The following is a 14149-nucleotide window of genomic DNA, read 5'->3' on the forward strand; positions in this document are numbered from 1 at the left end:
TACAAGGAAGGATTTAGATAGCATGGTAGCCACACATAACTCGGAAGTGATGGCAGTCGTTTCCGACCCGAACGACTTTGATGAGCAATCAGGAAATTTTCTGGAGCGCTTGATCTTCAATCACCGAATCTGGGTGATTGTGGGATGCATATTGTTGACCGGGCTTTTCGCAATTCAAATGCGCGGATTGGTCGTCAGCGCGAGCTACGACAAAATGCTGCCTTACACGCATCCCTATATCCAAAACTTTCTGGAGAATCGAGGTGATTTGCGTGGTCTTGGGGACTCGATTCGAGTCGTCGTGGAGAATACGGATGGCGACATTTTCGATCCGGTTTATCTTGATGCCCTAGCCAAGATCAATGATGAGATTTTTTTGCTGCCGGGGGTTGATCGTGCATGGATGAAGTCGATCTTCACACCGGTCGTGCGCTGGACGGAGGTGACCGAGGAAGGCTTTGTCGGTGGACCGGTACTGCCCAATACGTTTAATGGCTCCCCAAAATCGATTGAGGAACTGCGCATCAATATCGAGCGCGCCGGCGTTGTCGGCAGCTTGGTGGCCAATGACTACAAGTCGAGCATGATCGCCATTCCTCTCCTGGCGACGGATGCGGAAGGCAAGGCGATCGATTACTCGACCTTGTCCTCGTCATTGGAAGCGATTCGCGACAAGTACGGAAAGGCTGGGCCGGACGGCAAGTCGAAGATCAGGCTCCACATCATCGGCTTTGCCAAACTTGTTGGTGATCTCATCGACGGTCTTGTTAAGGTCATGTATTTCTTCCTTGCGGCTGCTGTAGTAGCTTGTTTCATCATTTTTCTATTCACCCGTTGTGTTCGCAGTACGTTTCTTGTGGTCGCCTGTTCATTGATTGCAGTTGTCTGGCAACTCGGCATGGTGGTGCTGTTGGGGCGCGGTATTGACCCGTTCTCAATTCTCGTTCCTTTCTTGGTCTTCGCTATCGGTGTCTCTCACGGAGCGCAGAAAATGAACGGCATCATGCTAGATGTCGGGCGTGGAACGCATAAATGGGTCGCCGCGCGCTACACTTATCGCCGACTTTTTCTTGCCGGTATGACGGCTTTGCTCGCCGATGCAGTTGGCTTTGGCGTATTGATGATTATTGATATTCCGGTAATCCGTGAATTGGCGATGACGGCCAGTTTAGGTGTTGGTGTTCTCATCTTTACCAACCTGATTTTGCTGCCGGTGTTGCTATCCTACGTTGGGGTCAGCGAATCGGCGGCGAAGCGCTCGCTGATGGAGGACCAAGAGGAGGCACGCGGCAAGGGATTCGGACAAATCTGGAGCCTGCTGGACCGCTTTACCGAGCCGCGCTGGGCTACAGGGACCGTGCTTCTGGCTGCCGTTCTCGCCGTCCTCGGTTATGTCGTAAGCCAGGGCTTGAAAGTCGGCGACCTGGATGCCGGAGCGCCAGAACTGCGAGCCGATTCCCGCTATAACCTCGACAATGCCTTCGTCACCGGACACTACGGTATTTCGAGCGATGTTTTCGTGGTGATGGTCAAGACCCCAGCCGACCAGTGTCGTTCCTATGACACCTTGGTTGAGGCGGACCGACTGAGTTGGGCGCTGGCGCAAGTGCCCGGCGTTCAGCGAACCGCTTCGCTGGCCGATACCGTTCGTTCGTACACGATGGGCGGTTTCGAAGGAAACCCGAAATGGCTGACTCTCAGCGAGAGTCAGAGCATCATCGACAACCCGATCAACAACGCCGTCGCCTGGAATTCCGAGTACCTGAACGGGGATTGCTCTCTGCTACCAGTCATTGCCTTCCTGTCGGATCACAAGGCAGAAACCTTGGATCGTGTGACTAAAGTGGCCAGTGATTTTGCCGCTGAACATGATACCGATGAGCGGAAATTTCTGCTTGCCGCAGGCAACTCGGGTGTTGATGCAGCCACCAACATCGTCGTGAAAGAAGCCAATCGCACCATGCTGTTCTATGTATATGGCGCGGTGATCTTGCTTTGCCTAATCACTTTCCGCAGTTGGCGGGCCGTGGTGGTGGCAGTGTTACCCCTGGCCTTAACTTCACTACTGGCTGAGGCGGTAATGGTGGCGCTCGGGATTGGCGTCAAGGTGGCGACATTGCCCGTCGTGGCGCTCGGTGTCGGCATCGGGGTCGATTACGCCCTGTACCTATTGAGCGTGCAACTTGCGCAGCAACGCGAGGGGCTGAGTTTGTCCGATGCATACAAGAAAGCGGTCGCCTTTACCGGCAAGGTCGTCGGTCTTGTTGGCGTGACCTTGGCTGCCGGGGTTATTACTTGGGCGTGGTCTCCCATCAAGTTCCAGGCTGATATGGGGATCATGCTGACTTTTATGTTCCTTTGGAACATGGTTGGTGCGCTTGTCCTTATTCCAGCTCTATCCCATTTTCTGCTGCGAGATGTCGGCCGAAACAAAGTTTCTATCTGAAATTCAACAAATCGTGAGGACAGGATGATGAATAAACAAATACTCCGACCGGATCGGGGCACCCTAGTGGATATGTACCGCCGGATGACTCTGATCAAGCAAAACGATGACCGTTTCCGTGCGGTCATCAAGTCTGGAAAGCTTGTCATGCCCTACTACTCGCCGCGGGGTCAGGAAGTGATTCCATCGGCGCTTTCGGTTCATTTGACCGACCAAGATTACATCTGCACAATCTACCGCGGTATCCACGACATGCTGGCCAAGGGAGTCCCCAGTAAATTGTTGTGGGCCGAACTCGCCGGTCGCGCTACCGGTACCTGCAAAGGCAAGGGTGGCCCGATGCACGTAACGCATCCGGATAGCGGTGTCATGGTAACAACCGGCGTTGTCGGCAGTAGCATGCCGATTGCCAACGGCTTGGCGCTCGCTGCCCAGATTCGCGGTGAAAAGCGCGTTGCAGTCGCCTCCTTTGGCGATGGCGCGAGCAATATTGGCGCCTTCCACGAGTCGCTAAACCTCGCCTCGGTTTGGAAGCTGCCGGTGATCTTCCTTTGTCAAAACAATCGTTTTGCCGAGCATACCACCTACGCTGCGGGCACTTCTGCAGCTCGAATTGCCGACCGTGGTATCGGCTATTCGATGCCAGCAATCCATGTAGATGGCAATGACCCGATTGCCATGTGGCAGGCAGCCGGTGAGGCTGTCACCCGTGCCCGCAATGGCGAGGGGCCGACTCTGATTGAGGCAATGACTTTTCGTTTCCACGGGCATGTTTTTGGCGATGCCGATGCCTATATGGATCCGGCCGAAAAAGCTGCTGCCATCGAGCGCGACCCGGTACCAATATATCGCGCCTGGCTGATTGCCGAAGGGCATGCTGACGAGTCGAAGTTGGCTTTCCTCGAAGCGGAGATTGAGAAGGAAATCGACGAAGCTGTTCAATTCGCGATGGATAGCCCCTATCCCGATGCCAGCGAACTGCTTCTGGATGTTTACGCACAGGAGATTGAGGTATGACTGCACCCATGATCAACACGATCCAGGCCGTAAATCTGGCGCTCGACGATGCGCTGGCGGCCGACCCTAATGTCATTGTCTTCGGAGAAGACGTTGCCGACCAAGAAGAGGGGGGGGTTGTCGGTGTCACCAAAGGCTTGTCGACGAAGCATGGCGATTTACGGGTTCGGTCAACGCCGATTTCCGAACAGGCAATCATTGGCGCTGCGATCGGCGCGTCATTGGTTGGCATGCGCCCTGTCGCCGAAATTATGCTGATGAACTTCACAACGGTGGCGATGGACATGATCGTCAATCATGCGGCCAAACTGCGCTACATGTCGGGTGGCCAGACGCACGTGCCGCTCGTCATTCGCACGATGACCGGCGCAGGCTTCGGCACCGGTGGTCAGCATTCCGATTTCCTTGAAGCATGGTTTGCCCATACGGCAGGTCTGAAAGTAGTTGTTCCGTCGACACCGGCTGATGCCTACGGGCTATTGCTATCGTGTATCGACGACGAAGATCCCTGCATATTCGTCGAGAACATGGTCAGTTACTGGAATCCGGGTCCTGCTCCGGAACGGGGTGTGCGCATTCCGCTCGGCAAGGCCAATGTAGTCCGTACAGGCAGTGACGTCACTGTCATCACTTATAGCCGCCAAGTTCATGATGCCTGCGCCGTGGCGGACAAACTAGCAAAAGATGGTGTTTCCGTCGAAGTTATCGACCTGCGTACGATTTCGCCGCTGGATACGGAAACGTTGTTGAATTCTGTTGCCAAGACCGGGCGAGCGGTGATTGTTCACGAGGCCGTCAAGCCGTTTGGTGTCGGCGCCGAGATTTCGGCACGCCTTCACGAAGAACTGCATGGACAACTCAAGGCCCCGGTCCAACGCGTGGCATCCGCATTTTGCCCGGTTCCGTTCTCCAAGCCGCTGGAAACCGCTTTTGTGCCAAGCCTTGATCAAATCGAAGCGGCAATCCGCAAAACGCTCGGCTGAGTATTTTATTAAATTGTTCAGAAAGGCAGCTTTATCATGACCACAGAGATTCTTCTCCCAAAAATCGGTTTTTCCATGAATGAAGGCACCCTCACTGAGTGGCTGGTTGCCGACGGTGCTAGTGTCACGGAAGGACAGCCGCTTTACGCGCTGGAAAGTGACAAGTCGGTCCAGGAAGTTGAATCACCGGCCACCGGGACGCTCAAAATTGTTGCCGAGATCGGCAAGATGTACCAAGTGGGCGACCTGCTTGCTGAAATCGGTTAATTCGAGCGGGACGAAAATAAATGACTTCGTCTTCCTGTTTTTCACTTGACTTGCCGTCTTGGCCGGAAGTGGATTTTTCCGCTTTCGGTGAGACAGAAGTCCAGCCTCTTTCCCGAATCCAGAAGCTGACGGCTGGCTATCTGGCTCGTAACTGGGTGGCGATCCCGCAAGTCACGCATCACGATGAGGCCGACATTACCGATATGGAAACGTATCGTAAGCGTTTGGCGGAGGAGACTGGTGTCCGGGTGACCTCTTTGGCATTCGTCGTTAAGGCGGTGGTCAGCGGATTGCAGCAGTTTCCACGCTTCAATGCTTCATTGGACGCTAGTGGCGAGAATATGGTCCTGAAGAAGTATTTCCATATCGGAATTGCTGTTGATACACCAGCTGGTCTCCTTGTCGCTGTGATCAGGGATTGCGATAAGAAAAGTGTGCAACAACTCGCTGCGGAAATCGCCGCCGTCTCGACCAGAGCACGCGAGAAGGGCCTACCGATGAGCGACATGGTCGGTGGGTGCATGACCATCAGTTCTCTCGGGGGAATTGGCGGGACCGCCTTTTCTCCGATCATCAATGCGCCAGAAGTGGCCATCCTTGGTGTGACCAAGTCCGAATGGAAACCGCGCCGGGATGGCGAAGGGATCGATTGGCGCTTGATGTTGCCGCTGTCTCTCACTTATGACCATAGAGTAATCAATGGTGCCGACGCGGCGCGGTTCACAGTGCACGTGGCAAGTGCGTTGCGTCAGCCCGAACTGCTGCTGTAATCAAGCAATCAGTGCCTTCGTTCCGATCCATTGGGTATCGGAACGAAGGGAGTGCCAGCCGGAATAATAGTTGGATGCCGTCTTGGTGGCATATCTCGATATGTGGATGATTAGCGATGGTCAATGCAGATATTTGTCTCGAGGGTGCCCCCAATTTTCGTGACTTCGGTGGCTACCAGTCGGCCGATGGGAGATATCTCAAACGGGGAAAGCTATTTCGCTCTGATACTTTCAGTCTGTTGACGGCTTCGGATTTCGAGCAACTCGCATCCTTGGGGCTACGCTTGGTGTGTGATCTGCGTAGTCTGATAGAGGTAAATCACCGACCGACGCGATGGCCGGAGGTATGGCGTCCTGAGGTCTTGCATATGGATATCACAGCGGATTTGCGTTCAGGGGACCGGTCCGTTATCGACGTTCTGCGCGATGACCCGACTGAGCGAGGCGCCGAGGCGATGATGCTGGAGACATATCGTATGATTCCCGAGGTGGCTGGGTTGCATCTGCGTGAATTATTTTGTCGTCTGGCTGACGGTGACGCACTTCCATTGGTGATTCATTGTACCGCCGGCAAAGATCGGACTGGAGTCTTCGTGGCTTTGATCCAGCAAGCGCTTGGTGTTTCGCGGAAAGATGTGTTCGCCAATTATTTGCTCACACATCGTTATCGCGATGAAAAGTTCGAGGCAAGTGTTGCTGATGCCATCACCCTTGCTCTGGGAAGCAAGCCCTTGCCAGAGGTTGTGAAGGCTGTTGCTGACGTACGTGAATCCTATCTTGATGCTGCCTTGCGCACTATCGATAAGGACTTTGGCTCGCTGGACAACTATCTGGCAAGCAAAGGCATTGATTCAGGTATGCTCAATAGAGTACGAGGGCACCTGTTGGAGTGAATGGCTGGTCAATAGCCGGCCGATGCTTTGCTGCGAACAGCGAATTAACCAATCAAGGCGATGCGCTACTCTAACCTCCTCCGCAACCGCAACCGCAACCGCAACCGCATCCGCGCCATTGCGCCAAGTCCGCTAGGCAGTTTATCTCCTCGTTGGGACTGAGTCCTTGCTCGTAGGCCTCGCGATGGGTAATTGGCACCACAGATACCAGCCAGAGCAGATCGCGTTCTCCAGCCAAGTGCTGTAGTCGCAACAACCAGTCTTGAAACGTCAGCTTAGGCTTCGCATCCATGGCCAGTCCCTGGGGGGCGCGCAGTCAATTTTCGTAATAACCGACACCAATAAGATAGCTGCCGACCTTGCGCAAATAGGTATGCTTGATTAAGACCTTGCCGGTCACGGTGTTCTTCCAAGGGTAGATGATCTGCGCCTTGTCGGTCTTTCGAAGTTTATCCCGCATGGTCGGGATGAATTCCTTGCCCTGGGCATCACGCAACAAATCCGCTGAGGTGCCGACCAGGCGCGGTAGGGCGCCATGGGCGCGGAACCGGGCATCGTCAAGGCCGATCACGAATACATAGAGGTCGTCTTCGATATAGGAGCCATTGAGGTCGTTAAAATCGCGAAAGGCTTTGGCGGGATCCGCCTGCACTGCAAGTGCGGCGCGCTCAACCAGTGCTTCTGCTTGGGCAGAAGTGCCATGCGGCAGGTAATAGCCGACTGCAAGGATTTTCTCGCCAACTCTTTCAAAGTAGGCAATCTTGCGTTCGATCTTGCCGTTCTGCCTGTTGACCCAGCGGTATTCGATTTGACCACGACCCTGTGCCTTGGCTGTATCGAGCATTTCTCGGAAAAATGATTTACCGCTGGCATCCTTCATGTCTGCGACGCTGCGATCGATCAGCACAGATGATGAACCGCCGCTTGCCAGCATCAGGCCATCTGCGCTTAGTACATACACGTAAAGATCTTTGGTGATGAACTCGCTTTGGCGGCTGAAGGTGGCTAGGGCTATATCGCCTTTTTCCTTGTAGTAGGCGATGGCTCGTGCCAACAGTTCCTGTGCGTGTACTGAGTCCTGTTCCTCAGCGCCAACCGAGGCAGAAAACGAGACCAAGGTCGATAGCATCAGGACCAAAGCGAGTATATGGCGAAACATCATTGGCCACTCCATATGGGTTTAAGGCGGATCGAACGCCATTTTCAAATTATATGTAAGCAATAATACCGTATTCGAGCGGTCGTATTTCGACTGATCTCATTTTTCATTTTGGTGAAAACAGCGGTTGCTAACGGACGAAATATTTGTTTAACTGAACGTTCGTTAAGTTATTGTGAGTGTGCCGTGACTAATCCAATCTTCAAGAGTATTGCAAAGAAGAAGACGCGGGAAGGAATTCTCGAACTGTCGGTTCCTCTATTTGCCCGGTATGGCTATGACGGCGTTTCGATGCGCGACGTGGCTACTGTGGTCGGATTGACCCCAGCGGCGCTTTATCATCATTTTCCAGACAAGGAGCATCTTTATCTGGATGCGGTAGTGCATGAGTTTCAGGAAAAAGGCGCGGCGTTGAAAGCCATCCTTGTCGACAAGGGGCCTGCGTGGACGCGACTTAGCAACTTCGTTGCCGGCTTCGCCCGATTGATGGTGGCCGATAAGGACTTTCTCCGCCTGATGCAATGGGTTCTATTAGACAGCGATGAAGGGCGGCAGCACATCCTGGCGGAACATATCTTCAAGGATTTGTTTGTTGCAATCCATGATTTGGCGGAAGAACTTGATCCTGGACGGGACGCGCATCTACTAGCGATATCGATAGTCGGTCTGGTTATCGTTCCTTTCCAGACCGGCACGACCCGCAAGTTCATGCCGGGTTATCGGCCGCAACAGGACAACCCCGAAGTTCTGGCGGAGCATATTTGCGACCTTCTGCGCCTGAGGCTGGGCGCGTCAGGCTGAAGGATCATGGGGAGATGTTCATGGTGGTAGCCAGAACGGAGCACCGGATTATTCAAGGAAATTCTAATTGTGGCTTAACTCCACTAAATGAAGACACTGTTGAAAATGTCTTTCGAATAATGAAAAATATGCGTCTTACAAGCTTGGCACTGTTGCTCTCCGCCCTTACCGTTGCCTGTAGTAAATACACGGAGGAGCAGCCGCCAGCCGCCCCGAAAAACTGGAACTTGCCGGTCGTGACACTCGATGCTGGTGGGGAGGACGAGTATGCTCTTGTCGGTTCGGTGGTGTCCGATCAGCGAGTTGATGTTGCCTCGCGGCTGAGCAGCTATATCCGCGAAATCCGGGTGCAGGAGGGCGACCGTGTGCGGCGCGGTCAGGTTCTTGTGCGCCTTGATGCTTCGGATGTGGAAGGTGGTATTCGCCAGGGGCGGGCAGCTTTTGGCGCGGCCGAAGCGGCTTTCCTCGATGCGCACACCGATCTCGAGCGGTTCCAGCGTCTATTCGACCGCGGCAGCGTGTCGGACAACGAAATGCGTAAGGTGCGTTTGAAGTTCGAGACCGCTCGAGCAGCCTTGAATCAGGCGCGCGCCGGTCTCGATACGACGCTTGCCCAACGTGCTTATGCCGATATTACCAGCCCGGTAGATGGCGTCGTGGTGGCCCGCCTTAAAAGGGCCGGCGATCTTGCTGCACCCGGGATTCCACTGCTGATCGTGGAGTCTGGGCGACGACTGCTATTTGAAACGTTTGTTGCGGAAAGCCGGGTGGCCGGCCTTGCAGAGGGAAAGCTGGCGGCGGTCAGCATTGACGGTTTACCGACGACGCTCAAAGGTACGGTAAGTCGGGTCGTTCCGTCCGGCGACCCGGTCACCCGCAGCTATCTGGTCAAGATCGCCCTGCCCGAGAAAGAAGGACTGATGCCGGGGATGTTTGGACGCGCCAGCTTTGCCATTGGGACTAGCCATGTCCCGGTGGTGCCCCGGCGGGCACTGGTCGAACGCGGTGGATTGAACGGCGTTTTCGTGGTCGACGAGGAAGGTCGGGCCCACTTTCGCTGGCTGCGCACCGGGCGTGAATGGACGGATCAAGTGGAGGTGAGCGCCGGTCTGGATGCCAATGAGCGCATCGTGGCGGTGGCCGAACCCGCCCTGCGTGACGGTGATCGGATTACCCAGGTGCGGAAGATGCAATGATCGATCGTCGGCTTAATATCAGCGGGCGGCTGGCGGAAATGTTCGTCACCTCGAAACTGACTGTGCTGTTCATGCTGGCCTGCGCACTTTTTGGTTCGCTCGCCATTCTGCTTACTCCCCGCGAGGAGAATCCGCAGATCGTGGTGCCCGGAGCCGAGGTTCGTGTCGTCATGCCCGGTGCATCCGCCAATGAGGTCGAAGAACTGGTGATTCGTCCTCTCGAAGGCATGGTGAAGCAAATCAGTGGGGTCGACCACGTCTACGCTACGGCCTTGAACTCGATGGGCATCCTTACTGTACAGTTCAAGGTGGGGGAGAACAAGGAGAAATCCCTAGTCAAACTCTACGACCGGGTGCTTGGACAACGCCATCGCCTGCCCCCCGAGGCGGGGGAGCCGGTGATCCGAACGGTGGATGTGGACGACGTGCCGATCCTTACTGTCACCTTGGCTTCGGATACCTATGGCGACTATGCCCTGAAGCGGCTGGCTGATCGACTCATGGAGGGACTGCGCAGCCTGGATGCAGTCTCCGCCATCGAGGTGCAGGGCGGTCGTGACCGCGAGATGCGTATCGAGTTGGACCCGGAGCGCCTGCAGGTGTTTGGCGTGACGCTCGACCAGATACGTGACCGTCTGAGCGCGGGCAATGTCGCAATGCCTTTGGGTTCTGTCGTACAACAAGGACAAAACCATCAGGTGTTTCTCGATGGTTTCCTTGCCTCGGCCGAGGATATCAAGCGCCTGATCGTTGGCAGCCATGCTGGTCGACCAATCTATTTGGGAGATGTGGCCCAAGTTGTCGACCGTCCGCCGGATGAGCGTACCAAACTGACCCGTTTTGCCTACGGACCGGCCAACGTGCGTTTCGGTAAGACGTTAGAGGCCGAGATGCCGGCGGTGACGTTGATGGTGGCCAAGAAGCCCGGTACGAACGCGGTTGAAGTTGCGACCGCGGCGCTCGAACGCATCGAGCGGATGCGGGCGCAGTTTGTACCACCTGAGGTCGAACTCATCGTCACCCGCAACGATGGGCAAAAAGCGAATGCCGCGGTCCATGTCCTGGTCGAGCATCTGGGCGTCGCCGTGCTCGCTGTCTTCTTGGTAACCACTTTCTTCCTGGGGCTGAAGGAGGCGCTGATCGTCGGATTGACGGTGCCGCTGATCCTGGCGCTGACCTTGGGTACCGCCTATCTTGGCGGATTGACCATCAACCGCATTAGTTTGCTCGCCTTGATCCTTTCCTTGGGATTGTTGGTCGACGCCGCCATCGTCGTCATCGAAAACATCCATCGCTGCTACGCCCGTCTCGGCGAAGGCGACAAACTGCGGACAACGGTGCAGGCAGTCAACGAAATCGGTAGTCCGACCAATCTGGCGACCCTTGCCATCATTCTGGTGTTTGGCTCGCTGCTCGTGGTCGGCGGCATGTCCGGGCAATACTTCTACCCGATTGCCTTCAATGTTCCTGTCGCCATGGCGGCATCCTTGCTGGCTGCCTATGCTGTTGTCCCTTGGGCGGCGCACCGCTGGCTCAAACCAGGCGAAGGGCACGACCTGGAGGCGCACAATTCGCAAGGTCGACTGCACCGTCTTTACCACTGGGGCATGGCCCCCATCATGGACAATCCGCGCCACCGGCGGCGGGCCTTCATGTTAGTTATTCTGGCGATCATCCTGTCGCTAATGCAACTGGCCTGGCAATTCGTGCGTCCGGGTGGGGTGGGGGGGGGCGTGGCTTGGTTGGGCGTCGAAATGTCGATGATGCCGAAGGACGATAAAAACACTTTCAACATTACCATGGACTTGCCCGAAACCGTGCCGCTTGAAACGACGGACCGTTTGGCCCGGGAGATTGGCACCTTGTTGCGGCAAAATCCCTATGTACGCGACTATCAGAGTTGGATAGGCGGGGCCGGGGTGATCGATTTCAACGGTTTGCTGCGCGGTGCGGGGAACAAGGCGGGGCCTTATGTTGCGGAAATTCGCGTCAACCTTCTCGACAAGATGGCACGCAGCAAGACTTCGATCGATATGGTGCGCGAACTGCGCCCTGCTGCACAGGCCATCGCGAAGCGCTTCCCCGGAAGCACCGTGCAATTCGTTGAGGACCCGCCGGGGCCACCGGTGCGCGCCACGGTTATGGCTGAAATCTACGGCAAGGATCTGCAGCAGTTGCGCATCCTTTCTGACAAAGTGAAGGGCGAGTTCGCGAATACCTACGATATGGTCGAGGTCACTGATTCGCAAATGGAAGATGTGCCCCAATATCGCCTGACGGTCGACCGGGAAAAAGCTGCGCTTTCCGGTCTGAGCGTCGCTGAGGTTGCCATTGCGCTACGTCGGCTGATTGACGGCGAGGAGTTGGGGCATGCTCATGTCCTTGGTGAGAAAAATATCATACCCATCCGCTTGCAGATTCCGCGCCGTTATCAGATTGATCCCACCATGCTGTCGCAGATCTCTTTGAGCAACCGGCAGGGACAGCGTGTGCCGTTGTCAGAAGTGGTGCGCGTGATACCGGCCAGTGCCGATCGCCCGATCCTGCACAAGGACGGTGAACGGGTCACCTTTGTCGGCGGGGAACTGGAAACGACCGCCCCGGTCTATGCCGTGCTCGACCTCGACCGGCGGCTGGACGGACTGGTGCTGAGCGACGGCAGTCGTCTCGCTACCGGCAATCTGCGCTTCAATCCGGTGCTAGCGGACACCATCGACAATTACCGGCTGTTGTGGGATGGCGAACTGCGCCAGACGCTCGATACTTTCCGCGATATGCTCGGTGCCCTCTTACTGGCGCTCACCTTTGTTTTCCTAGTACTGGTGGCCTACTACCAGTCGTTTAGCCTGCCCCTAGTAGCGATGGCGGCGATCCCGCTCGGGCTGGCCGGTGTATTCCCTGGTCATTGGCTGATGGGCCAGCCGTTTACCGCGACTTCCATGGTCGGCCTTATTGCGCTGGCGGGCGTCGTGGTACGCAATTCGCTGCTCATCATCGATTTCGTGCTCGATTACCAACGCCAGGGCATGCCGCTGCGCGAGGCCATTCTCGAAGCCGGTGCCGTACGCTTGCGGCCCATCTTGTTGACTGCGCTGGCGATCGTTCTCGGCAGCGCGGTAATGCTCAGCGACCCGGTGTTCGGCGGACTGGCCATTTCGCTGATTTTCGGCACGCTGGCTTCCACCGTGCTCGCCATGGTCGCTGTGCCGCTGCTGCTTTATCAGGTGCTTCGCCCTAGGCCGCAGCCTGATCACACCATCAACCAAGAATTGTGTGAGCGAAAATAATCATCGCAATGGAAGAAAGGACACCATGATAGGGCATATTCGGTTAGGGAAACCTTCGGCAGCACTCGCTGGTCTGAGCCTCATTATCGCGCTGACCGCGAGCGGTGCTTGTGCCGAGTCCCTGCAACAGGCGTGGGATGCCGCATTGGCCGCGGATCGAGGGGTTAAAGCGTCACAGCAGAACACGGCCGCCACCGAGAGTATGCTCGAAGCAGCGAAATCTGCCCGGCTGCCAAATGTGGCGCTGGAGGCCGGATATACTGCTCTCGACAATACGCCAGCGGCCAAGGCCGAATTTTTCGGTCAGTCATTACAAATGCCACTCGCACAACGAGAAAGCATGGCTTATAAGGCCATGGTGACGCTGCCGCTCTATACTGGCGGCCGCATTGAGCGCGGTATCGATGCGGCCGTCGCATCCCGTGATGCGGCGAAGTTGGCCGAACCAGTTAACGTCCAGAATCTCAAGTTGCGGGTGGCAGAAGCCTACGTCGGCGTATTGAGGGCAAGGCAGCTGCTCAGCGTCGCGAAGAGTCACCTGGCCACACTCGCCGAGCACGTGCACGATGTGGAAAATCTTCATGCACAAGGGATGGCGGCGAAAAACGACCTCCTTTCCGCCCAGGTATCCCTGGCTGACGCCCGCCAGAGGGAGCTCCAGGCGGCCAACGGGTACGATATTGGGTGCGCTGCCTACAGCCGTCTGCTGGGTCGGCCGTTGGACCAGGCCGTCGGGTTAGATGAGTTATCGGTCGTGGCGACGAATGAAACACTGCTTGCCTTGACCGAGCGGGCTCTGGTCGGCCGCGGCGAATTGGCGGCCCAGGCAAAGCAGATCGAAACCCTGCATCATCAGGCAGCCAGCGTGCGCGGCGAATCAGCGCCCATGATCGCGCTGTCCGGCGGCTATGACTATCAGGAAAACCGTTATCAGGTCCGCGAGGGGGCATGGATGCTTAACTTGGGAATCAAATGGAAACTGTTTGATGGTGGTGACATTGCTCACCGGGCCAGTGCCGTCGAGCGCCAGGCAGCGGCCTTGGCAGAGCAGCGGGAGGAGGTTGCGTCAATCATCGCGCTGCAGGTGCGTCAGGCCTGGTCGGATGTGCGGGAAGCGCGTCAACGACTGGATGTTACTCAGTCGGCCATTGCTTTGGCGGACGAAAACCTGCGCGTGGCGCGGGATCGCTATGCCAATGGCTTGTCTACCCATACCGAAGTACTTGATGCCGAGACGCTGCGTATTGTCAGCCAGACCAATCATGCCAACGCTCGCTATGATGCGAATTTGGCCGAACTGCGGCTAAAACGCACCATTGGTGGGCTATAA

General features: G+C 56.1%; 11 protein-coding genes. 10 read left to right on the top strand and 1 reads right to left on the bottom strand.

Annotated features, from left to right (window positions below; translation table 11 throughout):
- Positions 1-22: 22 nt before the first annotated feature.
- The 6 genes from KI613_RS03545 to KI613_RS03570 all read left to right on the top strand — a co-directional run bounded on the left by KI613_RS03545 (position 23) and on the right by KI613_RS03570 (position 6376).
- Positions 23-2446: an efflux RND transporter permease subunit gene (locus KI613_RS03545; protein WP_226403839.1), complete on the top strand. Its 2424-nt coding sequence runs from the start codon at positions 23-25 to the stop codon at positions 2444-2446.
- A gap of 27 nt (positions 2447-2473) precedes the next feature.
- A complete protein-coding gene (locus KI613_RS03550; protein WP_226403840.1) occupies positions 2474-3463 on the top strand; it encodes a thiamine pyrophosphate-dependent dehydrogenase E1 component subunit alpha in 990 nt (329 codons plus the stop codon).
- Positions 3460-4446, top strand: coding sequence for an alpha-ketoacid dehydrogenase subunit beta (locus KI613_RS03555; RefSeq protein ID WP_226403841.1), 987 nt, complete (start codon positions 3460-3462; stop codon positions 4444-4446). The genes KI613_RS03550 and KI613_RS03555 overlap by 4 nt, the downstream gene beginning before the upstream one ends.
- Before the next feature lie 36 nt (positions 4447-4482).
- Positions 4483-4713, top strand: a complete 231-nt coding sequence (locus KI613_RS03560; RefSeq protein WP_226403842.1) for a lipoyl domain-containing protein — start codon at positions 4483-4485, stop codon at positions 4711-4713.
- 20 nt (positions 4714-4733) lie between these two features.
- Positions 4734-5483, top strand: coding sequence for a 2-oxo acid dehydrogenase subunit E2 (locus KI613_RS03565; protein WP_226403843.1), 750 nt, complete (start codon positions 4734-4736; stop codon positions 5481-5483).
- 116 nt (positions 5484-5599) lie between these two features.
- Positions 5600-6376 carry a tyrosine-protein phosphatase gene (locus KI613_RS03570; protein WP_226403844.1) on the top strand — a complete coding sequence of 259 codons (777 nt, stop codon included), beginning with the start codon at positions 5600-5602 and terminating at the stop codon, positions 6374-6376.
- A gap of 316 nt (positions 6377-6692) precedes the next feature.
- On the opposite strand, the gene KI613_RS03575 is transcribed toward KI613_RS03570, so the two are convergent.
- Positions 6693-7538 carry a cache domain-containing protein gene (locus KI613_RS03575; RefSeq protein ID WP_226403845.1) on the bottom strand — a complete coding sequence of 282 codons (846 nt, stop codon included), beginning with the start codon at positions 7536-7538 and terminating at the stop codon, positions 6693-6695.
- A 183-nt stretch (positions 7539-7721) separates the two neighbouring features.
- On the opposite strand from KI613_RS03575, the gene KI613_RS03580 reads away from it, so the two are divergent.
- The 4 genes from KI613_RS03580 to KI613_RS03595 are packed head-to-tail and all read left to right on the top strand — an operon-like array spanning position 7722 to position 14149.
- The gene (locus KI613_RS03580; RefSeq protein ID WP_226403846.1) at positions 7722-8336 is read left to right on the top strand and encodes a TetR/AcrR family transcriptional regulator; all 615 of its coding nucleotides are present in this window, start codon (positions 7722-7724) and stop codon (positions 8334-8336) included.
- 20 nt (positions 8337-8356) lie between these two features.
- On the top strand, positions 8357-9532 hold the full coding sequence (locus KI613_RS03585; protein ID WP_226403847.1) for an efflux RND transporter periplasmic adaptor subunit: 1176 nt from the start codon (positions 8357-8359) through the stop codon (positions 9530-9532).
- Positions 9529-12819: an efflux RND transporter permease subunit gene (locus KI613_RS03590; RefSeq protein ID WP_226403848.1), complete on the top strand. Its 3291-nt coding sequence runs from the start codon at positions 9529-9531 to the stop codon at positions 12817-12819. Before KI613_RS03585 ends, KI613_RS03590 begins: the two co-directional genes overlap by 4 nt.
- Entirely contained in the window at positions 12806-14149 is a 1344-nt protein-coding gene (locus KI613_RS03595; protein WP_226403849.1) for a TolC family protein, read from the top strand. Before KI613_RS03590 ends, KI613_RS03595 begins: the two co-directional genes overlap by 14 nt.

It is taken from the genome of Ferribacterium limneticum (genome assembly GCF_020510585.1).
Classification (GTDB): Bacteria; Pseudomonadota; Gammaproteobacteria; order Burkholderiales; family Rhodocyclaceae; genus Azonexus.

What these genes read in the sequence shown, in the direction of transcription:
- KI613_RS03550 (WP_226403840.1), top strand. Translation starts at nt 2,474, where the DNA reads ATGAATAAACAAATACTCCGACCGGATCGGGGCACCCTAGTGGATATG.
- KI613_RS03570 (WP_226403844.1), top strand. Translation starts at nt 5,600, where the DNA reads ATGGTCAATGCAGATATTTGTCTCGAGGGTGCCCCCAATTTTCGTGAC.
- KI613_RS03590 (WP_226403848.1), top strand. Translation starts at nt 9,529, where the DNA reads ATGATCGATCGTCGGCTTAATATCAGCGGGCGGCTGGCGGAAATGTTC.
- KI613_RS03575 (WP_226403845.1), bottom strand. Translation starts at nt 7,538, where the DNA reads ATGATGTTTCGCCATATACTCGCTTTGGTCCTGATGCTATCGACCTTG.
- KI613_RS03555 (WP_226403841.1), top strand. Translation starts at nt 3,460, where the DNA reads ATGACTGCACCCATGATCAACACGATCCAGGCCGTAAATCTGGCGCTC.
- KI613_RS03560 (WP_226403842.1), top strand. Translation starts at nt 4,483, where the DNA reads ATGACCACAGAGATTCTTCTCCCAAAAATCGGTTTTTCCATGAATGAA.
- KI613_RS03585 (WP_226403847.1), top strand. Translation starts at nt 8,357, where the DNA reads ATGGTGGTAGCCAGAACGGAGCACCGGATTATTCAAGGAAATTCTAAT.
- KI613_RS03545 (WP_226403839.1), top strand. Translation starts at nt 23, where the DNA reads ATGGTAGCCACACATAACTCGGAAGTGATGGCAGTCGTTTCCGACCCG.
- KI613_RS03565 (WP_226403843.1), top strand. Translation starts at nt 4,734, where the DNA reads ATGACTTCGTCTTCCTGTTTTTCACTTGACTTGCCGTCTTGGCCGGAA.